The sequence below is a fragment of the Lacunisphaera limnophila genome (assembly GCF_001746835.1).
GTDB classification, from domain to species: Bacteria; Verrucomicrobiota; Verrucomicrobiia; order Opitutales; family Opitutaceae; genus Lacunisphaera; species Lacunisphaera limnophila.
Window position 1 is genome coordinate 2,809,101 of sequence record NZ_CP016094.1, and the last position, 21,248, is coordinate 2,830,348.

Below are 21,248 nucleotides of genomic sequence, written 5' to 3' on the forward strand. Positions count from 1 at the left end.
AACCTCAAACAAACTCATCCGATCCATGGCCAAATACAAACTGGAATACATCTGGCTCGACGGCTACACGCCCCTGGCGAGCCTCCGCAGCAAGACTCAAATCAAGGAATACGCCAGCTTCCCCGCGCTCACCGATCTGCCCGCCTGGGGCTTTGACGGCAGCTCGACGCAGCAGGCGGAGGGCAAGAGCTCCGACATCGTGCTCAAGCCGGTGGCGGTCTTCCCGGACAGCACCCGCAAGAACGGCGTGCTCGTGATGTGCGAGTGCTTCCAGCACACCGGCGTGGCCAGCCCGTCGAACTCCCGCGCTACGATCCCGGATGATCCGGACACCTGGTTCGGCTTCGAGCAGGAATATTTCTTCTACAAGGACGGTCGTCCCCTCGGTTTCCCGGAGGGTGGCTATCCCGCGCCGCAGGGCCCGTATTACACCGGTGTCGGCTACAAGAACGTGGGCTGCGTCGCCCGTGAGATCGTCGAGAAGCACATCGATATCTGTTTGGATGCCGGCATCAACCTCGAGGGCATCAACGCCGAGGTCGCCAAGGGCCAGTGGGAGTTCCAGATCTTCGGCAAGGGCTCCAAGAGCGCCGCCGACCAGATGTGGGTCGCCCGCTATATCCTGACCCGCCTGGCCGAGACCTACGGGATCGACATCGAATGGCGCTGCAAGCCCATCCTGGCGCCCTTCCAGCAGCCCCTCGATTGGAACGGCTCCGGCATGCACGCCAACTTCTCCACGAAGTTCATGCGTGAAACCGGCGGCAAGGAGTACTTCGAGAAGCTCATGGAAGCCTTCAGCAAGAACTGCAGCGAGCATATCGCCGTCTACGGCCCGGAGAATCACCTCCGCCTCACCGGCCTGCACGAGACGCAGTCCATCGACAAGTTCAGCTACGGGGTCGCCGATCGCGGCGCCTCGATCCGTGTCCCCCACAGCTTCGTCAACAGCGGCTACAAGGGCTACCTCGAGGACCGTCGTCCGAACTCCGCCGCCGACCCGTATCTCGTGGCCGGCCGGATTCTCAAGACGATCCAGTCCGTCCCGACCAAATAAGCGCAGGGTTTCCCTGGCTCTTCCCTTCAGCCGCCCGGCCATGTGCCGGGCGGCTTTTTTGTGGCTCCCCGCGGGCAAGCCGTATTCAAAGCGGACCGCATGACCGTGCCGGCCCAACCCCGCAGCCCCACCGCCTCACGTATGAGCGGGGGCTCGAATGGGCCGTGGTGGTCGGACTGGCGCTGACTCTGGCTTGGACGACTCTCTGTCTGGGCGGGTATCTGGCCGGCACGATGGTGTGGACCGCCGGTGCGGTGGGCACGCTCACGGTCTTGGGTGGAATCGGGTGGATGGCCGGTCGCGGCCCGGGGCCGCGCACGCTCCATCTGGCGTGGTTGATCCCGCTGCCCTTCCTGTTGTACGCGCTGGCGAGCACCGTCTGGGTGGCGCCCGCGCCCTGGCTGGCGTGGCGCGAGTGGCACCTGTGGTTCCAGGCCTGGCTGGTGTTCGGCCTCGTGTTGCATTGCGGGTTGGGGCGGGCGCAAACCTGGACGCTGGTCGGCACGCTCGCGTTGCTGGTACTGGTGGGTACGGGCATGGCCGCTTATCAGCGGTTCGTCGATCCCACCTGGATGATGCTGGGACGGACCCAGGCGGCGCAGTTTGTCGGGCGATCGGCGGGCATGTTTGGCATTCCCAATAGTTTCGCGGGGTTGATCGGTTTGCTGCTCCCGGTCTGTCTGGTGCTGCTTTTTTCCCGGGTGGTGCGACCGGCCGCGAAGATCCTATGTGCCTGGCTGGCGTTGCTGCTTTTGTTTGCCTTGGTCCTTACGGGCAGCCGGGGTGGGTGGATCGCCCTCGGCCTGGCCCTGTTGGCCTGGCCCTTCCTCGGAACTGGCGACTGGCGCCGCCGGGTGTGGGGCGGGCTGGCCGGCCTCGTGCTGGCGGCGTCGGCCTTTGGCTTGCTCCACCGGTATAGTGATGAAGCGAGGCAGCGACTTGAACCGTTGCTGGACGGCCGGCTCGAGGCCAGCCGTCCGATTCTCTGGCGGGCAGGTTGGCAGATGTGGCAGGAGGCACCGTGGTTGGGCCGCGGGGCGGCGTCGTACAACGTATTGTTCGAGCAATATCGTCCGCGCGGATTTCACGACGAACCGCGATGGGCGCATAACGACCACCTGAATACGCTCACCGATTACGGGCTCGTCGGTTTTGCGTTGTGGGCGGGTGGGGGGGCGGTGCTGCTTTGGCGCGGTGGACTGGCCATGCGCCGGGCGCGACGCGAGGGCCGGGGGGGCGACCTCCTGCAACACTGGCGCTGGCGGCTGGGTCTGTTGCTGGGCCTCATGGCCTTCGGGCTGCACCTCGGCGTGGACTTTCACACGAAGATTCCCGCCCTGATCCTGGCCGCCGCGGTGATTTCCGCGCTGCTCGTCCGCGATGACCCGGCGTGGCGGCGCCCGTGCCGACCGGTTATGGCGGTGGCGGGCCTGGCCCTGCTGCTGGGCGGGGTGATTTTCTGGAGTGGGACCAGGGCGATACCGGCTTACCGGGCGGAAGATCTGCGGAGCGAGGCCCGGCGCAGCATTGATCGGTTTGCCCGGACGGGCGAGGGGGAGTTGCGCCGCCTGATTCCTGCGGCCAAGGCGGATTTTATCCGCGCGGTGCGCATCGATGCCGCCAACGGCCAGGCATGGTCGGATCTGGCCTATGCCACGGTGCAAGGCTGGCACGCGCAGGGTGGCGATTTGGTGACCTTGGGCCGGTATGCCGAATTGGCGGCGGATGAGGCGCTCGACCGCTGTCCCTTGATCGCGGAATTCTGGGTGCGAAAAGCCGTGGCCCTCGATATCCAGCGCGGCCGCCCGGAGACGGAATCCTGCTACCGGCGCGCCTTGGAACTGGCCCCGAACTTTGCCGGCTGGTGGTTCTACTATGCCTATCATTTACAGGCTTTTCCCAATAAAAAGGCCGAGGCTTTGGCCGCCGCCGAGAAGGGATTAACTCTTGACCGGTATTATCGCGGCGGAGAGGCTCTTCAGCAGCAGATACTCAGGCGCCGCTAACCGAAATCCGACGAGGCTTATGAAAATCTCCGCATTGTTCCGTTTCCTGTCTGTTGCATTTGTTGCAACCGCTTTGTCTTTGAGCGTCCACGCCCAGACAGAGCCCGGTCAGATCCTGGCCGCCAAGGTCGAGGGTCAGGTTCTGAAGGTGGCCGCGGATGGCACGAGCAGCCCGCTCGTGGCGGGGACGAAACTCGCCGAGACCGACACCATCACCACGGCCAAGAATTCGAGCGTGGTGCTGGTGTTCATGAACGGTTCCTCCGTCAAGCTGGGGCCCGAGTCACGGCTGGCCATCGATGAATTCAAGATGGATCCGTTGGCCGAGGACATCGAGCCTTCGAAACTCCAGGCCGAGCCGTCCGTTTCGAAAACCACGCTTAACCTTTCCTACGGTGAGATGGTCGGCGACGTGAAGAAACTGAACACCTCCTCGAGCTATTCCATTAAGACACCGGTCGGCGCGGCCGGTATCCGCGGCACGATTTACCGCGTGGTCTTCCGGCCCACCTCTGACGGCAAGGCCTTCTTCACCGTCCAGACGGCCGAGGGCCGCGTGGTGATGGAGGGGGTCACGGCGGGTGAGATTCCGATCGAGGCCGGCAAGGAAGTCGTGGTGGAGATCGATGTGCCCGACGTCCCGGGTGGCGAAGCGGCTGCGCCCGTCGTGGTGACCCAGGATATTCCGGCGGCCACCTCGGCTCTAATCGCCACCGAGGCGCAGACGATCACCCAGACCGTGCAGGCCACCACCTTCACGCCGACCCCGCCCGAAACTCCCACGCCGCCCCCGGCTACGCCGGCCGAGACGCCGGCGGAGACGCCACTGGCGCCGGTGATCCCGCCGACTCCGCCGGGGCCGGACCTCACCCCCGGGGCCTGAGCAAAGGCCCACGGCTGACTTTCGCACCCGGTGCCCAGGCACCGGGTGTTTTTTTTGCCGTCCTGAATCTGCTTTAATTCAACCTGACCGACATTACTGTCCGCGCTCGTGGCGCAGCCCAAAAAGAGATTCGATTGGAAAGTCCTGCTCCTGCTGCCCGTGCCGCTGCTGTGGGGCTGGCTCGATACCACGGGTGACTTGCAGCGCCTGGAGAATTTGTTCCTCGACCAGCGTTTTCGTTTTCGCGGCAACCTGGCCGCCCCGGTCAAGATTTTCTACGTGGATGTGGACACCCGCGCGGTCCAGCGGATCGGGGAGCGCCCGTGGAACCGCGCCCGTTTTGCCGAAGCCGCGCAGTATCTGTATGAACACGGCGGGGCCAAGTCGGTCGGGTTCGATTTTGTCTTTTCCGCTTACGGACACTCGGAACTCGTCAACAAGGACGAGGCGACCAAGGGCAACCTCGTGATGGCCCGGGTGGCCCGCAAATACCCGCAGACCATCCTCGCGGCGCAATACACCCGCGGCGAGTCGGCGACGAGCACGGCGGTGCTGCGCGACATGCCCTTGCGGCGGCATGGCTTTACCGACCGGGAGAAAAACGCGGCGCCCGAACTACCCCAGTATCCCATCATGGGTTCGACCCTGACCGCCTCCTGGGGTACGATCGGCCTGATTGATCACGATTCCGAACTGGCCGGCGACAACACCCCGCGCTGGGCGGTGATGTTCACGGAAACCGCCACGACCAACTTCTGGCACCTGGCGTTGCAACTCGCCTGCCTGGAACTCGGGGCGCCGCCCGGCTCGGTCCGGCGGACCGGTGATTTTCTGGAAATCGTGGCCAAGGACGGGGCGGTGCTGCGGCGCATCCCGCTCACGCACCAGCAGCTCGTGGAGATCAACTGGTTCTCGGAGTGGGACAACCAGGTCTATAATCCGCGCAGCAGCATGGCCGACGTGCTGATTGCGGGTGAAATGCTCAAGACTGGCAATGAGGCGGAGCAGGCCCAGGCCCGGGAGTATTTCCAGCGTTTCGTCGGCGCCACGGTGCTGGTCGGGCCGGTCGACCCCCTGTTGCAGGACCTGGCCTCGACCCCGTTCGATTGGGATCCCGTGCCCAAGGTCGGCATGCACGGCAACCTCATCAAGACCATCATCGCGGAGAAATACCTGCAACGCACCCCGCCCTGGGTGATGTGGGTCTCGGTGTTCGGCCTCTCCTTCGTGGTGACGGGGTTCGCGGTGTCGGGGGGCGCCCGCAGTCTCTTCGCCAAGGTGCTGGCCCTGCTGGTCCTGGGGGCGTTCGCGATGGTCTGCTTCTACCAGTTTTCCGAAAGCCATCTCATCCTTCCGATGGCGGCCCCGCTGGGCGCGGCCTTTTCCACGGGCTTCATCGCCACCCTGTGGCAGCTGGTGCAGGAGGAGCGGCAGAAGGGTCGCATCAAAAACATGTTCGGCACCTACCTCGCGCCCGAGCTCGTCAACCGGATGGTGGAGTCCGAGTCGGATCCGCAGCTCGGCGGGCACGAGGAAGTCATCACCGCGTATTTCTCGGACATCCAGTCGTTCTCGACGTTTTCCGAGCTCATGCCGGCCTCCCAGCTGGTCGACCTCATGAACGAGTACCTCACGGTGTGCACCGACATCGTGCAGGAGGAGAAGGGGACGCTCGACAAATACATCGGCGATGCCGTCGTCGCCATCTACGGCGCGCCGTTGCCCGTGCCCGACCACGCCTACCGGGCCTGCGTGGCCACCATCCGCGTGCAGAAGGGCATCGAGGAGCTGCGCAAAAAATGGCGGAGCGAGGGCCAGAAGTGGCCGCCGATCGTTCACTACCTGCGCGCCCGCCTCGGCCTCAATACCGGGTCGGCCATCATCGGCAACATGGGTAGCCGCTCCCGCTTCAGCTACACCATGATGGGCGACAACGTGAACCTGGCCGCCCGCATGGAGTCGGGCGCCAAGTCGCTCGGCGTGTACACCATGATCACCGAGGCGACCAAGCTGGAGTGCGAGAAGCACGGCGGCGACAAGGTCGTGTTCCGCTTCCTCGACAAGATCGTGGTGAAGGGCCGCACGCTGCCCGTGCCCGTCTACGAGGTGATCGGGCTGCGTGACGAGGTCAGCCAGGCGACCTTTGATTGCCTCGGCCTCCATGCGCAGGCGGTGGCGTGTTACCTTCGGCAGGACTGGGATGGAGCGCTGGCCTTGTTCGGCCAAAGCGCGGCGCTCGAGCCTTACCAGCCCAGCAAGGCGCATTACATCGAGAGCAACCCGTCGCTCATCATGACCGAGCGCTGCCTGTATTTTAAGAAACACCCGCCGGCGCCCAACTGGGACGGGGTGTTCACGATGAAGGAGAAGTGAGGGGGGGGCGGCGGATTCCAGCCAAACAAAAAGCCGCGTCAGGTGACGCGGCTCGAAAGGAAGGGGGCGGATGAGCCGGCGCTTACTTCAGCGCGGCGAGGTAGTTCGCCTCGGCGGCGTCCCAGTCGACCACGTTCCAGAAGGCGGCGATGTAGTCGGGGCGGCGGTTCTGGTAATTCAGGTAGTACGCGTGCTCCCAGACGTCGAGGGCGAGGACGGGCTTGCCCTCGATGCCGGCGACGGCCTTGCCCATGAGCGGGCTGTCCTGGTTGGCGGTGGAGCCGACGGCGAGCTTGCCGCCGTTGACCACGAGCCAGGCCCAGCCGGAGCCGAAGCGGGTGGCGCCGGCCTTGGCGAAGTCTTCCTTGAACTTGGCGAAGCCGCCGAGTTCGGCGTCGATCGCCGCGGCGAGCTTGCCCTTGGGGGCGCCGCCCTTGCCGGGGCCGAGGATGGTCCAGAAGAAGAAGTGGTTGCTGTGGCCGCCGGCGTTGTTGCGCACGCCGCCGCGGATGGCCTCGGGGACCTTGGAGAGGTCGGCGATCAGGACGTTGACGTCGAGGGCCGCGAGCTCGGCGTGGTCCTTCAGCAGGTTGGTCGCGTTCGTGATGTAAGCCTGGTGATGCTTGCCGTGATGGATCTCCATCGTCTTCGCATCGATGTGCGGCTCGAGGGCGTTGCTGGCGTAGGGCAGGGGGGGGAGTACGTAGGCCATGATGTTCGTGGGTTGAAGTTGAGTTAAGTTGCACGGCGGCAAGGCGGCGTCAACTGCCGGCCTTGTCATCGGAGCGGGGTGGGAAAGTGGGAGAAAGGCGCGGTGCAGAGACCTCGCCCTGCACTCAATCCTCGGACCGCTTGAGCTTGAAGTATGCCTGGATCAGCTCGAGGCAAGGTTGCTCCAGCAAACCGCGGCTGATCTCGAGGTGGTGGTTCACCTGAGGGAGGGTGTTCAGGTCGGTGGCGCCGCCGAGGCAGCCCATTTTCGGGTCGGACACGGCGAAGACCACCCGCTTGACCCGGGCCATAAGCGAGGCACCCGCACACATGGGGCAGGGTTCCTTGGTCACGTAGAGGGTGGCTTGATTGAGCCGCCAGTCCCCGATGGCTTGGGCGGCCTGGCCCAGGGCGAGAATCTCGGCGTGGGCCGTCGGATCGCGGGTGCTGTCGCGCTGGTTATGGGCGGAAGCGATCACCTCGCCGCCCAGCTCGATGATGGCCCCGATGGGCACCTCGTCTTCCCGCCAGGCATCCAGGGCCTGGTTGTAAGCCAGCCACATATAAAACTCGTCGTTTCGCTCCAGCTGCGACGGGAAGACCTTCGGAAAAGGGCAGGGCGGGGCGGAGCGGGAGGGTTGGACCATGGGAAGACGGCTAAAACGATAGCCTTGACTTAGGCGCGGGAGTGCGGTGTTACAACAGCTTTTAAACCATCTGCATGCAGCAATTCTCCGTTTCCCTTAACCACTATGTCTGACGGCAAAGCGATTGAAGTCGAAGGCAAGATCATCGCCGTCCTCCCGGGAACGATGTTTCGCGTGCAACTGGACAACGGCCACATCGTGCTGGCCCACATCTCGGGCAAGTTGCGCAAGCACTTCATCAAGATCGCCGCGGGCGACAAGGTGAAGATGGAGATGAGCCCCTACGATTTGGACAAGGCCCGCATCACGTTCCGCCTCCGCGATGTGAACGCCCCGCCGCCGCCGCCCCCGGGTGCGCGCCGGAACAACCGCCGCTGAGTCAGTCGCGCGGCTGCGAGCATGAAAAAGCCGCGTCCCGTATCGTCCGTCAAGGGACCACCCATGCCCCCGGCCCCGGCCGGCTTTGCCGACGGCATCGACGATTTTCTGGCCTACATCGAGCTGGAGAAGGGCCTGGCGCGCAATACGGCCAAATCTTACGAGAACGACCTGCGCCAGGCCGCGCACTGCCTCAAGCGCCTGGGCGCGGGGCAATGGACCAAGGTCACCCCGCAGCACCTCGCCGGCTGGCTGCACTGGCTGAGCGACGAGGATTTCAGCGAGTCCAGCCAGGCCCGCAAGCTGGCGGCCATCCGCATGCTGTTCCGGCACCTGGTCCGCCAGGGCCAGCGGCCGGATGACCCGGCGGCGCTGCTCAGCGGCCCGAAGTTCCGGCGCAAGCTGCCGCAGACGCTATCGCGCGGCGAAATGGAGCGCCTGCTCGCGGCTCCTGCGGGCGGCGATGCGTATGCCGTCCGCGACCGGGCGATGTTGGAACTGTTTTATTCGAGCGGCCTCCGCATCTCCGAGCTTTGCGGCCTCTCCCTGCAGCAGGTGGATCTGGAAAACGGTTTCGTGCGCGTTTTTGGCAAGGGATCGAAGGAACGCGTGGTGCCGCTGGGCGGCCAGGCCCGGGACGCGGTGCAGACTTACCTCCTCTCCGCGCGGCCCCGCCTCGTGAAGCCGCGCACCGGCAGCGAGCTGTTCATCAGCGAGCGCGGCAAGGCCATCTCGCGCAAGACGCTTTGGGTGATCGTGAAAAACAGCGCCAGGCGCGCGGGCATCGAGAAACCGGTGAAGCCCCACCTGCTGCGGCATTCCTTCGCCACGCACCTGCTCGGCGGCGGGGCCGACCTACGCGCCATCCAGGAAATGCTCGGCCATGCCAGCATTGGCACCACGCAAATCTACACCGCGGTCGAATCCTCGCGCCTGCTCGACCAGCACGCGAAGCACCACCCGCGGAATAAGCGGGGCGGGAAGTAGGGCCGGTCTTCGACCGGCCCCGCCGAGCGTGAAATCGAGCCAGCCGGAGACTGGCCCTACCTCGCGGCTACCCCAGCTTCTGCTTAAAGAACGCCACCGTGCGTTCCCACGACAGCTGGGCGGCCGCCTGATCGTAGCGGGGCGTGGTGTCGTTGTGGAAGCCGTGGTTCACCGCGGGATAGAAATGGGCCTCGTGGGCCACCCCCGCCGCCTTCAAGGCGGTCTCGTAATCGGGCCAGCTGGCGTTCACGCGGGTGTCGAGTTCAGCGAAATGCAGGAGCAGGGCCGCCTTGATCTTCGGCACGTCGGTCAGCGTCGGGGCGCCGCCGTAATAGGGCACCGCGGCTTTCAATCCGGGCAGGCGGCAGGCGAGGGTGTTGGACATCCAGCCGCCAAAGCAGAAACCGACGACCCCCAGCGAGCCGTTGCAGTCCGGATGGGACTGCAGGAAATTCGCGCCCGCCACGAAATCCTCGGTGATCTTGTTGCGGTCGAGCTTTGCCTGCTGGGCGCGGCCTTCGTCGTCGTTACCCGGATAACCGCCGACCGGCCACAGCGCATCGGGCCCGAAGGCCACGAAGCCGGCCAGAGCAGCGCGGCGGACCACGTCCTCGATATAGGGATTCAGGCCGCGGTTCTCGTGCACCACGAGGATGCCCGGGAGCCGGCCGGTGGCGCCGGCGGGCTTGGCGAGGAGGCCGCGCATCTCCCCGCTGCCATCGGGCGAGGGATATTTCAGGTAAGCCGTGGTCACGCGGGCATCCTCGGCGGGAACCTGGGCGGCGAAGACATATTTGGGGCTGAGCATCTCCAGCAGGGCCGCGGCGGTGAGGCCGCCGACGGCGAACTTGCCCGCCCGTTCCAGGAAGACCCGGCGGTCAATCTGGCCGTGGACGTAATAATCGTAGAGGTCGAGCAGCTCCTGCTCGAAGTGGGTGGCGTTTTTGCGATCCATGGGCGTGGTGATCAGGGGTTGGGGCGGAGCAGGCCGTGGGCCATCTCCGGCCGGGGGATGCCGTCAGAGGGTGCACCGGTCGGCAAAAAGTGCAATCGTCCGCGCGTCGCAGACTCACCGATCCCACCAGAGCGCAGCGGGCCAGGCATAGCTGCCGGGCTTGATGAAAAACGCGGGTCCGTCGCCGCCGATGGGTGCCAATACGGCTACGTCCCCGATCACCTGCGTGGCGCTCAGCCGGGTCCAAGGCAGGGCGTGCAGAATCGCCGCCGCGGTCGCGCCCCCCTCGATCATCAGGCGGGTCACCCGGGTTGCCCCGAGGACGCGGAGGACAGTTTGGGTCAGCTGGTCAGACAGGACGGCCGGTGGTTGGGCCTGGCTGGCGGGTCCGTCCCCGATGCCGAGCAAGACGGTACCTTTGGCCGCCAACGCCTGCGCAATCGCGGAGGAGTCGTGCGGCAGTGAGAATCCCGGGACGCCCTGCGTGGCGGCTTCCCGGCTGCGCTGGGACCAGGCCGCGGTGCTGCCACAAACCAGGAGCGTCGGTCCCGCGGCGGGAGCGGCCACGGGAGCGGGGGCCGGGGGGCTTGTCCGGAGGATAAGCAATGCGGTGAAGAAGTCGGCCCCGCCCACCGGGAGGGTGGCCGAATCGACGGCGGTGGCCTGTTGCAACACTTCGTCGGGCGAGCCGATATCGGGAATCTTCAGATCGTTTCGGTCGCCATCGAGCAGATCAACGACCCGGGAGGTGGTGCGCGGATGAGTGGGATCATGCGCGAAGCTCGTCTCGTGCAGGGGCCGGCCGGCCACAAAATAAAGACCGTCGCGAATGACCCGGTCACGCGAGGGATTGGCGGGCACGAGCAGAAGGCGGGTCAGGCCAGTCGCCTGCACGACGGCACGGGCCTCGGCCAGCACCGAGCCGCGCAGCACGGAGTCGCATTTCTTGAAAATCCAGTCGGGGCGGGCGGCGGCGACGGCGGTGGCAATGACGGACACGCGCCGGGCGGCTGCGTCGGCCGGCAGCAGCCGGGTGTCGGTATCGACGCAGAGGACGGCCGCCTCGGTGGCGGGATGGAAGACCGATTGCACTTCCGCCGTCAGCCCCCGTAGCCGTGCGATCCCGGCCAGTTCGGCGGCGCCGCTCAGGTCGTCTGCCAGGACGACGATCATGCTTCGGGTGCGCTGAGCCGGGCGGCGAGCCGCACCGCCTCGATCAGGCTGTTGGCGCTGGCCTGACCCTGCCACGCGATGTCGAAGGCCGTGCCGTGGTCCACGCTGGTGCGGATGACGGGCAGACCGAGGGTGGTGTTGATGGCGGAGTCGAAGGCCAGGGCCTTGAGCGGAATATGGCCCTGGTCGTGATACATGCAGATGAACGCGTCGGTGGCCTGGCGGCGCCGGGGGAGAAAGGCGGTGTCCGGAGGGAGCGGGCCCTCAATCTGCAGACCTTGGGCGCGGGCGGCCTCGATGGCCGGCAGGATGAAGCGTTCCTCCTCGCGCTGGCCGAAGAGGCCGTGTTCGCCGGCATGTGGATTCAGGCCGCAGACCACGAGCCGGGGAGCATGGCCGCGGATGCGTCGCATGGCGACGGCGGTGAGCTCGATGACGTCGAGGATGCGTCGCACGCTCAGCAGGCCGGGCACCTCGTGATAGCCCACATGCACGGTGGCAAAGCTGCAGGTGAGCTCGGGTGAGGTGAGCATCATGCAGGAGCGCGGTGCCTGCATGCGCTCGGCGAAGATTTCGGTGTGGCCGGGATACTTGTGGCCGGCGGCGTGCAGGGCCTCCTTGTTCAGCGGACCCGTCGCGACGGCGTCCACCTGGCCGGCGAGGCCGGCCGCAATGCTGGCGAGGACATAGCGGAACGCGGCATCGCCACAGCGGGTGTCCACGCGGCCGGGGATGAGGGTGGCCGCATCCAGGCAGCGCAGGTCAAGCACGGTGGGCACGACCGGCGCGGCGAGTTCCGTCACCACCGGGGCGGTGAAGGGAAGATGCAGTTTTTCGGCCACGCGACGCAGCACCCCGGCATCGCCGAAAACGACCGGGGTGCAGACCTCGGCCAGAGTGGGCTCGAGCAGGAGGCGGAGACAGATCTCCGGGCCGATGCCGGCGGGGTCGCCTAGGGTGACGGCGATGCGAGGAAGGCGGGCGGGGCGCATGCGGGGGGAGCAGCAGGAGACGGCAGTGTCGGCCGGCTGCCAATCCCAAACCCCGCGGCGGGAAATTGGTTTGTTCGCCCCCGCCCCCGCTGCCATGGATGAGTCATGAGCGATTCGACCAAACTGGCGGTGGTAACGGGAGCGAGTGCAGGCATCGGCCGGGAGATCGCCGTCACGCTGGCCCGACACGGTTGGGATGTGGCGTTTTCGCATCTGGGGGAACAGGCGGACGCCGTCGAGACGGAGAACCTCATCCGGGCGGTGGGGCGGCGAACTTTGTCCGTGCGAGGCGATGTCGGGGTGAAGGACGACGTTTGGGCTTTTTATGCGTCGGTCGAAAACGCCTTCGGCCGGGCGCCGGATGTCTTGGTGAACAATGCCGGCATCCAGACCTGGGCGCCGTTGCTCGAGCTGGCCGAGGCGGATTGGGACCGCGTGATCCGGACGAATCTGAAGGGCTGTTTTCTGAACACCCAGCGGGCGGCGCAACGGATGATCCAGCACGGAATCCGGGGGGCGATCATCAACATCGGCTCGGCGTGCAACCAGATCGCCTTTCCCCGGCTGGTGGACTACACCGCGTCGAAGGGCGGCATCGAGCAATTCACGAAGGTGTCGGCGCTGGAGCTCGGGCCGCACGGCATCCGGGTGAACTGCGTGGCCCCGGGGGCGATCGAACACGAGCGCACGAAGACGGAGGCGCCCGACTACGCGAAGCATTGGGGTGAGATCACGCCCCTGCGCCGGGTGGGGACGACTGTGGATGTGGCCAAGGCCGTGCATTTCCTGGCGACGGCGGAGGCGGATTTTATCACGGGCCAGACGCTGTTCGTGGATGGCGGCGCGTTCTCTGTGCCGAATTGGCCGGCCAGCTATGCCGCGCGCTGACCGCGGGCGGGATCAAAACTGCCGGGCGATGGCCTCGACGGCAGCGTGCAGGTCGGCGGGCAGGGGGCCGCGGCGGAAGGAGGCCACGTTTTGGTCAACCTCGGCCGGTTGACAGGCTCCGGCAAGCACGGTGCTGAGGCGCTCGTCGGCGGCGACAAAGCGCAGGGCGAGTTCGGCCATCGGCAGGCCGGATTCACGCTGCAGTTTTTGCAGGGCGGCGAGCTGAGCGTCGGAGCGCGGGCCGAGGTAACTGCCCTCGGTGGCCCAGCCCTCGGGGAGAGTGTGCACGAAGGTGAAAAGCCCCGCCACAATCACGGCCAGACCCTTGGCGGTGGCGACGGGCAGGATGTGTTCGCGTGCGGTGACGTTGAGCGGCGTGTAATTGTAGGCGACGAGGACAGCGTCGAGGCCGTCGACCTCCTGGAGGACGCGGCCGAGGTGGCGCGCGTGGTTGCCGGTGACGCCGATGTGGCGGCACAGGCCGCGGGCCTTGGCCTCGCGCAGGAATTGGATGACGGGGGCGTGGGCGAAGTTGAGGCTGGCCTCCGGATCAAGCAGCCGGCCGGGGCGGACGTCGGAGCGATCGCTCCACCAGTTGTCCCAGTCGGCCTCGTGCACCTGCAGCAGGTCCACGGAGTCGCGGCGGAGCAGGCGCAGGTTCTCGCGCAGTTGGACATGCATCGCCTCGACCGAGCGGAAGTGCCGGGCCTCGCGAAAATAACCAATCTTCGTGGCGAGATAGTGCGGCGCCGCCGGCGCGGCGAGCGCCTCGCCGAGGATGGCTTGGGAAGCGCCTGAGCGATACATCACCGACGTGTCGAAATAGCGGACGCCGAGTCCGAGGGCGTGCCGCACGGTCTCGACGGACCGGTCGAAGCCGGCAAAACCAACAAAACCGCCACCGAGCCCGAGGGCCGGCAGGGATTCTCCGGTCCGGCCGAAGGGGCGGGTGGGCAGGGTGGGCATGGCAGGGTTGGGTTTCAAATCCGGTAGATCCGCGCGGCGTTGTCGTGGAAGAGGGCGGTCTGCTCGGCCGGGCTGAGATGGGCGACAAAGTGCCGGGCCAGTTCCAGCCATCGCACGTAGCCGCAAGCCAGTTTGGCCACGGGCCAGTCGCCGCCGAAGAGCAGGCGCGAGGGGCCGAACGTCTCAAGCAGATGCGTGACGTAGGGCTGCAGCTGAGCGGGCGTCCAGTTGTCGTGATCGGCCTCGGTGACGAGGCCGGAAAGCTTGCAGACGAGATTCGGAAAACCGGCGAGCGTGCGGATGTGATCGCGCCAGGGATGGAGGAGGCCGGCGCGGAGGCCCGGTTTGCCGCCGTGGTCGAGAATGAAGGTCACCTCCGGGCACTGGCGGACCAGTTCGATCACGGCGGGCAGCTGCGGGTGTTTGCAGCAGATATCGAAGCTCAGACCAGCGGCGGGGAGCTGGCGCACCCCGGCGATGAATTCCGGGCGCGCGCAGTAATCGAGGGAGGCGTGCTCAAAATGATGGCGCACGCCGCGGACCAGGGGGTGTCGGCGCAGCTCGGCGAGGTCGGCGGTCGTCCGGGCCCCGGCGTCGATGGCAATCTTGGCGACGATGCCCGCCAGCCGTGGTTCCTGGGCGGCCAGGCGCTCGACCCAGTGCACCTCGTCCAGCCAGGGCGCCCCGCACTCGACGAAAACGATCTTCGCGGGCAAATCGTCCGCGGCCTCGTTCACAAGCGTTTGCGGTCCATGCGCATGGGCGATCGAAGGCACCTCATGCAGCCAGGTGTAGGGCTGGAGGACCGCCTGGTCCCAGAAGTGCATATGGGCATCGATGAAACGCATGGACGGGGGCGGCGGGGGGTGGTGGCACCGTGGTCGGGCGCAGGGGGGAGTCAAACGCGGTCCTTGGCTTTCATTAGAACGGTCGGAATATCTGTAACCGTCAGCCTTATTCCCGGGTTCTAACGCCGTGCACCCCCTGATCCCCTTCGCCGATTTTCGGCAGATCCTGCGCCGGCTCGTCCGCGAGCGTGGCTTCACGCTGACCGTTTTGCTGACGCTGGCGCTTTGTATCGGCGCCAATGTCGCCATCTATGCCGTGGTCGATGCGGTGCTGGTGCGGGCGCTGCCCTATCCCGAGCCCGACCGGCTGGTGACGGCGGTGAACGCCTATCCCGGGGCCGGCGTCGAGCGCGCGGGGTCGTCCTTGCCGAACTACTATGACCGGAAGGAGGCGATCAAAGCCTTCGCCTCGACCTCCGCCTGGCAGGGTGGCAACGCCATCATCGGCGGGACCGGCAACCCGCGGCGCGTCTCGCGCGACCGCGTGACGCCCGAGTTTTTCGCCACCCTCGGCGTGCCGCTCGCCATGGGCCGTACTTTCACGGAGGAGGAGATGTTCTACAAGGACAGCGCCCGCATGATCCTGACCGACGCCTTCTGGCGGAGCCAGTTCAACGCGGACCCCGAGGTGCTCGGGAAGACGCTGATCGTGGACTCGCTGCCCGTCACGGTCATTGGCGTGTTGCCCCCGGGCTTCCGCTATCTCTCGAGTGAGGCGCAGTTTTTCGTCCCCCTCGCGTCCAGTGACGATGATCGCAAGCCGGACCGCCGGCATTCGAACAACATGCAGCAGGTCGCCCGGCTCGCCCCCGGGGTCAGCCTGGAGGTGGCCCAGGAACAGATCAACGCCCTCAACGCGCAACAGATTGCCGACGACCCCTTCGCCAGCCTGCTGAAGGGCGCGCGCTTCCGGACGGACGTCTATGCGCTGCATGCGGACACCGTCCGCGAAATCAAGCCGGTGCTGCTGCTCCTGCAGGGCGGCGTCTTTTTCCTGCTGCTGATCGGCGGGGTGAATTTGATCAACCTGCTGCTCATCCGCGCCAGCGGCCGCACGAAGGAGCTGGCGGTGCGCCAGGCGCTGGGGGCGGGGAGCGGCCACATCGCGGGGGAAGTGGCCTTTGAAACGGTGTTGCTGGCGCTCGGCGGCGGCCTGCTGGGCCTCGTACTTGGCGCGGTCGGGGTCCGTCTGCTCGGAACCCTTGGCACGGACCAGCTGCCCCTCGGGGCGAACATCACCTTTGATGCCCGGCTCGCGCTCATCTCGCTGGGAGGATCGCTGCTGCTCGGCCTCCTCCTGTCCCTGCCGATCATCTGGTTCAGCCTGCACTCCCGGCTCGCGGTGGTGCTGCAGACCGAGTCGCGCGGCGGCACGGTCAGCCGGGCGGCGCAGCGGTTGCGTCACGGCTTCACGATCGCCCAAGTCGCGCTGGCCTTCGTGCTGCTTAGCGGGGCGGGCATGCTCGGCCTCAGCCTGCAGAAGCTGATCGGCACTTCCCCGGGATTCCGTCCGGAACAGGTCCTCACCGGTAACATCGCTCTGCCGTGGAAGGGGTATCCGGAGAACGAGCCGCGCCTGGCCTTCATGGAGCGGCTGCTCGCGGAGCTGCGCGTCCAGCCCGGCGTGCTGTCCGCCGGCCTCGTGGCTGGCCTGCCCATGGGCGGCAACATCAACAACAGCGCCACGTCGATCGAGGGCCAGGATCCGGCGGCGGCGGAGACTGTGCGCGCGCACTACATGTCCCCGGCGGCCGGGGAATACTGGCAGGCCATGGGTATCCCGCTGCTCGAGGGCCGCTATCTGGAGGACGCGGATAACCACCGCGATCTGCGGGTCTGTCTGGTCGACCAGGACTTCGCCCGGCGTTACTGGCCGGGCCAGAGTGCGCTGGGCCGGCGCATCTCCAGCAATCCCAAGTTCGATGAGAAGGAGGCGTTCACGATCGTCGGTGTGGTTGGCAGCGTGAAGCAGAGGGAGTTGGCCGAGACGGCCGCGCAGGGTGGGATCTATTTTCCGATGAAGGCGAATTACACGCCCAACGGCTTCACCGTCGTCCTGCGCACCGCGATGGAGCCGACGGCGCTGGCGCCCATGCTCCAGAAGGTCGTGCTCAAGCTCGACCCCGAGTTGCCGGTCGATGAGCTCAAGCCCATGCAGACCTGGATCGACGAGAGCATGGTGGCACGCCGTTCGCCGGCGCTGCTGGCCGGCATCTTTGCCGCGGTGGCCCTGTTGCTGGCGGCGGTCGGGACCTACGGTGTGCTGGCCTATGCGGTGAACCAACGGCGGCGCGAGATCGGCGTGCGCATGGCGCTGGGCGCGCTGCCCGGCCAGGTGCGGGCGCAGTTCCTCGGGCTGGGGGCCAAGCTTCTGCTGGCCGGGATCAGCCTCGGCATCCTCGGGGCCTGGGGTGCGGGCCGGGCCATGCAAACGATGCTCTTCGGCGTCGGATCGGTGCATCCGGGCGTCCTGGCCGTGACCGCGGTCGTGATGGTAACCGTGGTCCTGCTGGCCACTTTCCTGCCTTCGCACCGGGCCTCTCGCGTGTCGCCGATCGAGGCGCTCCGCGATGATTGAGGCCGGGCCGGCAACCTGACCGGGCGGATCTTTGGGGGCCTGGCGCGTTTTTTGGGGCGCGTCGGTGCGGGGTTGCGCCGCGCCGGAAGACCGCTCTAGGTGGGATCCGCATGAAACCTGTTTCTACCCCCTGGTGCCTCGTCCTCAGTTTCTTCCTGTCTTTGCCGGCCTGGGCCCAGACGGCGGTGGTGCCGTTCAGCGCGCCGCCGACGGAGGCCACGGTGAAGGCGTCGCTGCCGGTGATCGCCGTGGCGGGCAACCGCTTCGTCAACCCGCAGGGGGAGACGGTGGTGTTTCGCGGCCTGGCGACCTCGGACCCGGCGGAACTGGTGAAAAAGGGCCAGTGGGGCCGGCGTTATTTTGAAGAGGCGAAGAAATGGCACGCCAACGTCGTGCGCATACCTGTGCATCCGCGTGACTGGCGCAACCTGGGCGAGGCGGAATACCTGAAGCTGCTGGACCAGGCCGTGCAGTGGTCAGGCGAGCTCGGGATGTATGTGATCATCGACTGGCACACCATCGGCAACATGCTGACGGGCGTCTATCACCTGCCGATGTACGTGACCTCGCGCGACGAGACTTTTCGTTTCTGGTACACCATCGCCGAGCGCTACAAGAACAACCCGGTGGTGGCGATGTACGAGCTCTACAACGAACCGACCAACCGCGACGGCAACATGGGTCCGATGCCCTGGGGGGATTACCGCCGCCTGATCGAGGAACTGACGGCCATGGTCCAGACCATCAATCCGCGGGCCATCGTGCTCGTGGCCGGCTTCAACTGGGGTTACGACCTTTCGCAGGTCCGCTACGACCCGGTGCGCGCGCCCAACGTCGCCTATGTGACCCATCCTTATCCGCAAAAACGACGCGAAGACTGGGAAACCAACTGGCAGCGCGATTGGGGGCAGGTGGCGGACAAGTACCCGATTGTCGCCACCGAGTTCGGGTTCATGCAGGAAGGCGAGCGCGGGTCGCACGTACCGGTGATCGGCGACGAGAAATACGGCGAGGCCATCATTGCCTTCTTCGAGAAGCGCGGCATCTCCTGGACGCCCTGGGTCTTTGACGCCCAGTGGACGCCCAACCTGATCGCCGACTGGGATTACACCCCCACCCGGCAGGGGAAATTCTTCCGCGACAAGATGCAGCAGCTGAACAAGTGACCGGGCCAGGGCGAGTCCCGCTTCCGGCGGGACTCAGTCCTTCTTCTTCAGGATCTTCTTTTTCTGGGCCTCGAATTCCTTGTCCGAGAGGATGCCGCGCTTGCGCAGGTCATCGAGCTTCAGCAACTCCGTGTAATAGTCGCCCGGCGCGGTGGGCAGGACCGCGGGCGCACCGGTGAGGGCGGGCGGTGGGGTGGCCGGTGCGGCCAGTTCGGGGTCGCCGGCGGTAAGGGGCTTGAAGACGATCCGGGCGGAGGCGAAGCCGCTGCCGAAGCGCGGCCGGTCGGTCCGCACGGAAACGATCTTGGCCACCTTGTCCTGCTGCGCGCAGTAGGCCTGGACGTCACCCTCCGCCTCGCGTCGGAATTTCGTCACGTCGCGGTCAAATCCCGTGGTGGCCCGGCGGGTGATGGCGTAGGTGCCGTCGCCGAGGTTCTCGAGCTTGGACTCGGAGGCGGCGTGGAGGGCGGGGGTGAGCAGGCCGAGCAAAATCAAGGCCACAAACCGGGGCAAGGGTGGGGTACGCATGCCGAAAAGCTCGGAGGGTCGTCCGGGGAGGTCAAGTTTGGTCAACATGACAGGGAATGGCACCCTGCTTGGCACCGTTTAGGCTTCACTTGGGGCCATGGAGCAACCGACTACCCCGGACGTTATTCCCGCTGGCACGAAGACCATCTGCATCGGTCTGACCTGCTGGCGCTGGCAGAAGACCAAGGCCCAGACCATCCGCGGGCTGGCCCATCGTCTGGGCGTCACGGTGAAACTAACCGAGCGCATCCACGGCCTGCGGCGGGACATCGACGCGCAGGTCTCGGGCAAGAACACCGACCGGTTCATTGGCGAATTTGTCCGCAATTGTTAGTCCGGCCGGCCGTTGACTCATGATTCGGGTGGGGTATCCCGGGGCATGACATCGCGTGTTTCTGGTCTTGGGCGCGCCCTTTCCCTCGGGCTCAGCCTGCTGCTGCTGGCCGGTTGCCAGACTCCTCAGGGCGCCTCGGCCGACAAGGCCGCCAAGGTCCCACGCACGGCCAGCGAGGATTCGGGCCTCGAACTCCTCCCGGAGCAGGCGGCCTACGATGTGCGGCATGTCGAGGTGGCGTTGCAGGTGTTCCCGGAGAAAAAGACCATTGCCGGCACGGGGACGCTGACGGTCGCCGTGCTTTCGGCCCTGGACTGGTTGGTCGTAGATTTGGATCCGCGGTTGAAGGTCAGTGCCGTGCGGCTGAGCGAGGGCGAGGGCCCGGCCGCCGCGGCGATTTTTGAGCACCGGGGGCCGCGCTTGTGGATCGCCCTCGGGCGGACCCGCGCAGCCGGCATCACCCTGAAGGCGGCGATCGACTACGCGGGGGCGCCGCGCGAGGCCGTGCGCGCACCCTGGGACGGCAGCTTCGTGTGGGCCAAGACCAAGGACGGGCAGCCGTGGATTGCCACCGCCTGCCAGGGCGAGGGCGCCGACCTCTGGTGGCCGTGCAAGGATCATCCCTCCGAGAAGCCCGACGCCTTCACCCTGCGCATCCGCGTGCCGGAGCCGCTGGTGGTGGCCGCCAACGGCCGGCTGGTCGAGGTCGTGCCGCACGGCGACGGCACCCGCACCTACCACTGGCACACGGACTACCCGATCAACAACTATGGCGTCGCCCTGAACATCGCGCCTTACGAGACCGTCACCGCCGATTACAAGAGCGTGGCCGGTGAGACGGTGCCCGTGACCTACTGGGTGCTGCCGGAGAACCGAGCCGAGGGGGAGAAAATCCTCCCCGAGTTCATCGCCCACCTGAATTTCTACGAGCGCACGCTCGGGCCCTATCCGTTCCGCGGCGAGAAATACGGCGTGGCCGAGACCCCGCACCTGGGCATGGAGCACCAGTCGATCATCGCCTACGGCAACAAGTACAAGGGCGGCACGCATGGCTACGACTGGCTGCACCACCATGAACTCGGCCACGAATGGTGGGCCAATCTCGTGGCGGTCGCCGACTGGCGCGATTTCTGGATCCACGAGGGCCTGTGCACCTACATGCAGGCGCTCTACGCCGAGGAACGGGAGGGCGCGATGGCCTACCACCACGCGATGTACGATAGCCGGCGCCGCATCAAGAACGAGCACCCGATGGTCCCCGCCGGCACCTCTTCGATGGTCAAGATGTCCGACACGCTGGGCAACGAGGTCTACATGAAGGGTTCGTGGATCGTCCACATGCTGCGCTACCTCGTGGGCCGGGACCAGGCCGGGGAAGTGCTGCGCCGCTTTGCCTACCCGACCGAGGCCGCCGCGCGCTCAACCGATGGCAGTGCGTGCCGCATCGTCACGAGCGAGGATTTCATCCGCACGGCGAACACGGTCACGGGCCGCGACCTCGGTTGGTTTTTCAATTTCTATCTGTACCAACCGAAGCTGCCGAAGCTGGTCGCGGAGATCGAGGTCGACAAGGTGGTGCTCCGCTGGGAAACGCCGGAGGGTTATCCGTTCCCCATGCCGGTGGAGGTCGAGGTGGACGGCCGCCTCGAGCGAATTGAAATGCCCGGCGGCCGCGCCGAGTTGGACGCGGCTCGCTACGGCAAGGCCAAGCTAGATCCCAACCTCTGGATCCTGAAGGAAACGCGGCTCATGGACGTCATGCCACCGCGCTGATGCCC

At 66.3% G+C, this 21,248-nt stretch carries 19 protein-coding genes; 11 read left to right on the forward strand and 8 right to left on the reverse strand.

Going from position 1 to position 21,248, the window contains the following annotated elements; all coding sequences use genetic code 11:
• The first annotated feature begins 25 nt into the window (after positions 1 to 25).
• The 4 genes from Verru16B_RS11760 to Verru16B_RS11775 all read left to right on the forward strand — a co-directional run bounded on the left by Verru16B_RS11760 (position 26) and on the right by Verru16B_RS11775 (position 6,319).
• A complete protein-coding gene (locus Verru16B_RS11760; RefSeq protein ID WP_069962459.1) occupies positions 26 to 1,057 on the forward strand; it encodes a glutamine synthetase beta-grasp domain-containing protein in 1,032 nt (343 codons plus the stop codon).
• A 164-nt stretch (positions 1,058 to 1,221) separates the two neighbouring features.
• Positions 1,222 to 3,063 carry an O-antigen ligase family protein gene (locus tag Verru16B_RS11765; protein ID WP_069962460.1) on the forward strand — a complete coding sequence of 614 codons (1,842 nt, stop codon included), beginning with the start codon at positions 1,222 to 1,224 and terminating at the stop codon, positions 3,061 to 3,063.
• A 79-nt stretch (positions 3,064 to 3,142) separates the two neighbouring features.
• Positions 3,143 to 3,946: a FecR family protein gene (locus tag Verru16B_RS11770; protein WP_069962461.1), complete on the forward strand. Its 804-nt coding sequence runs from the start codon at positions 3,143 to 3,145 to the stop codon at positions 3,944 to 3,946.
• 108 nt (positions 3,947 to 4,054) lie between these two features.
• A complete protein-coding gene (locus Verru16B_RS11775; protein ID WP_069962462.1) occupies positions 4,055 to 6,319 on the forward strand; it encodes a CHASE2 domain-containing protein in 2,265 nt (754 codons plus the stop codon).
• Between the two features lie 82 nt (positions 6,320 to 6,401).
• Here Verru16B_RS11775 and Verru16B_RS11780 read toward each other — a convergent pair whose 3' ends face one another.
• Together Verru16B_RS11780 and Verru16B_RS11785 are read right to left on the reverse strand one after the other, a co-directional pair.
• Positions 6,402 to 7,031 carry a superoxide dismutase gene (locus Verru16B_RS11780; protein WP_069962463.1) on the reverse strand — a complete coding sequence of 210 codons (630 nt, stop codon included), beginning with the start codon at positions 7,029 to 7,031 and terminating at the stop codon, positions 6,402 to 6,404.
• A 124-nt stretch (positions 7,032 to 7,155) separates the two neighbouring features.
• Positions 7,156 to 7,677 (reverse strand): nucleoside deaminase, encoded by a 522-nt coding sequence (locus Verru16B_RS11785; RefSeq protein ID WP_069962464.1) that lies wholly within the window; start codon positions 7,675 to 7,677, stop codon positions 7,156 to 7,158.
• Between the two features lie 105 nt (positions 7,678 to 7,782).
• Here Verru16B_RS11785 and infA point away from each other — a divergent pair, with 105 nt between their 5' ends.
• Complete coding sequence (gene infA / locus Verru16B_RS11790; RefSeq protein ID WP_069962465.1) at positions 7,783 to 8,055, forward strand: translation initiation factor IF-1; 273 nt, start codon at positions 7,783 to 7,785, stop codon at positions 8,053 to 8,055.
• A 21-nt stretch (positions 8,056 to 8,076) separates the two neighbouring features.
• The gene (gene xerD, locus Verru16B_RS11795) at positions 8,077 to 9,042 is read left to right on the forward strand and encodes a site-specific tyrosine recombinase XerD (protein ID WP_083270309.1); all 966 of its coding nucleotides are present in this window, start codon (positions 8,077 to 8,079) and stop codon (positions 9,040 to 9,042) included.
• A gap of 67 nt (positions 9,043 to 9,109) precedes the next feature.
• Here the strand turns inward: xerD and Verru16B_RS11800 are convergent, their stop codons facing one another.
• From Verru16B_RS11800 to pdxA, 3 genes are all read right to left on the reverse strand, one after another.
• On the reverse strand, positions 9,110 to 9,997 hold the full coding sequence (locus Verru16B_RS11800) for a dienelactone hydrolase family protein (protein WP_069962467.1): 888 nt from the start codon (positions 9,995 to 9,997) through the stop codon (positions 9,110 to 9,112).
• 114 nt (positions 9,998 to 10,111) lie between these two features.
• The gene (locus Verru16B_RS11805; protein ID WP_069962468.1) at positions 10,112 to 11,170 is read right to left on the reverse strand and encodes a four-carbon acid sugar kinase family protein; all 1,059 of its coding nucleotides are present in this window, start codon (positions 11,168 to 11,170) and stop codon (positions 10,112 to 10,114) included.
• Positions 11,167 to 12,162 carry a 4-hydroxythreonine-4-phosphate dehydrogenase PdxA gene (gene pdxA / locus Verru16B_RS11810; RefSeq protein WP_069962469.1) on the reverse strand — a complete coding sequence of 332 codons (996 nt, stop codon included), beginning with the start codon at positions 12,160 to 12,162 and terminating at the stop codon, positions 11,167 to 11,169. The genes Verru16B_RS11805 and pdxA overlap by 4 nt, the downstream gene beginning before the upstream one ends.
• A gap of 105 nt (positions 12,163 to 12,267) precedes the next feature.
• Between pdxA and Verru16B_RS11815 the strand changes: the two genes are divergently transcribed.
• The gene (locus Verru16B_RS11815; protein WP_069962470.1) at positions 12,268 to 13,050 is read left to right on the forward strand and encodes an SDR family NAD(P)-dependent oxidoreductase; all 783 of its coding nucleotides are present in this window, start codon (positions 12,268 to 12,270) and stop codon (positions 13,048 to 13,050) included.
• 12 nt (positions 13,051 to 13,062) lie between these two features.
• Here the strand turns inward: Verru16B_RS11815 and Verru16B_RS11820 are convergent, their stop codons facing one another.
• Together Verru16B_RS11820 and Verru16B_RS11825 are read right to left on the reverse strand one after the other, a co-directional pair.
• Positions 13,063 to 14,016: an aldo/keto reductase gene (locus Verru16B_RS11820; RefSeq protein ID WP_069962471.1), complete on the reverse strand. Its 954-nt coding sequence runs from the start codon at positions 14,014 to 14,016 to the stop codon at positions 13,063 to 13,065.
• Between the two features lie 14 nt (positions 14,017 to 14,030).
• Entirely contained in the window at positions 14,031 to 14,864 is an 834-nt protein-coding gene (locus tag Verru16B_RS11825; protein ID WP_069962472.1) for an amidohydrolase family protein, read from the reverse strand.
• Between the two features lie 127 nt (positions 14,865 to 14,991).
• Here Verru16B_RS11825 and Verru16B_RS11830 point away from each other — a divergent pair, with 127 nt between their 5' ends.
• Positions 14,992 to 17,442: an ADOP family duplicated permease gene (locus Verru16B_RS11830; RefSeq protein WP_069962473.1), complete on the forward strand. Its 2,451-nt coding sequence runs from the start codon at positions 14,992 to 14,994 to the stop codon at positions 17,440 to 17,442.
• A gap of 110 nt (positions 17,443 to 17,552) precedes the next feature.
• On the forward strand, positions 17,553 to 18,608 hold the full coding sequence (locus tag Verru16B_RS11835; protein ID WP_069962474.1) for a glycoside hydrolase family 5 protein: 1,056 nt from the start codon (positions 17,553 to 17,555) through the stop codon (positions 18,606 to 18,608).
• A gap of 33 nt (positions 18,609 to 18,641) precedes the next feature.
• Here the strand turns inward: Verru16B_RS11835 and Verru16B_RS11840 are convergent, their stop codons facing one another.
• Positions 18,642 to 19,136, reverse strand: a complete 495-nt coding sequence (locus Verru16B_RS11840; protein WP_157772391.1) for an SHOCT domain-containing protein — start codon at positions 19,134 to 19,136, stop codon at positions 18,642 to 18,644.
• 97 nt (positions 19,137 to 19,233) lie between these two features.
• Here Verru16B_RS11840 and Verru16B_RS11845 point away from each other — a divergent pair, with 97 nt between their 5' ends.
• Both Verru16B_RS11845 and Verru16B_RS11850 read left to right on the forward strand, forming a co-directional pair.
• The gene (locus Verru16B_RS11845; protein ID WP_069962476.1) at positions 19,234 to 19,470 is read left to right on the forward strand and encodes a hypothetical protein; all 237 of its coding nucleotides are present in this window, start codon (positions 19,234 to 19,236) and stop codon (positions 19,468 to 19,470) included.
• A 45-nt stretch (positions 19,471 to 19,515) separates the two neighbouring features.
• Complete coding sequence (locus Verru16B_RS11850) at positions 19,516 to 21,243, forward strand: M1 family metallopeptidase (protein WP_083270312.1); 1,728 nt, start codon at positions 19,516 to 19,518, stop codon at positions 21,241 to 21,243.
• Positions 21,244 to 21,248 lie beyond the last annotated feature (5 nt).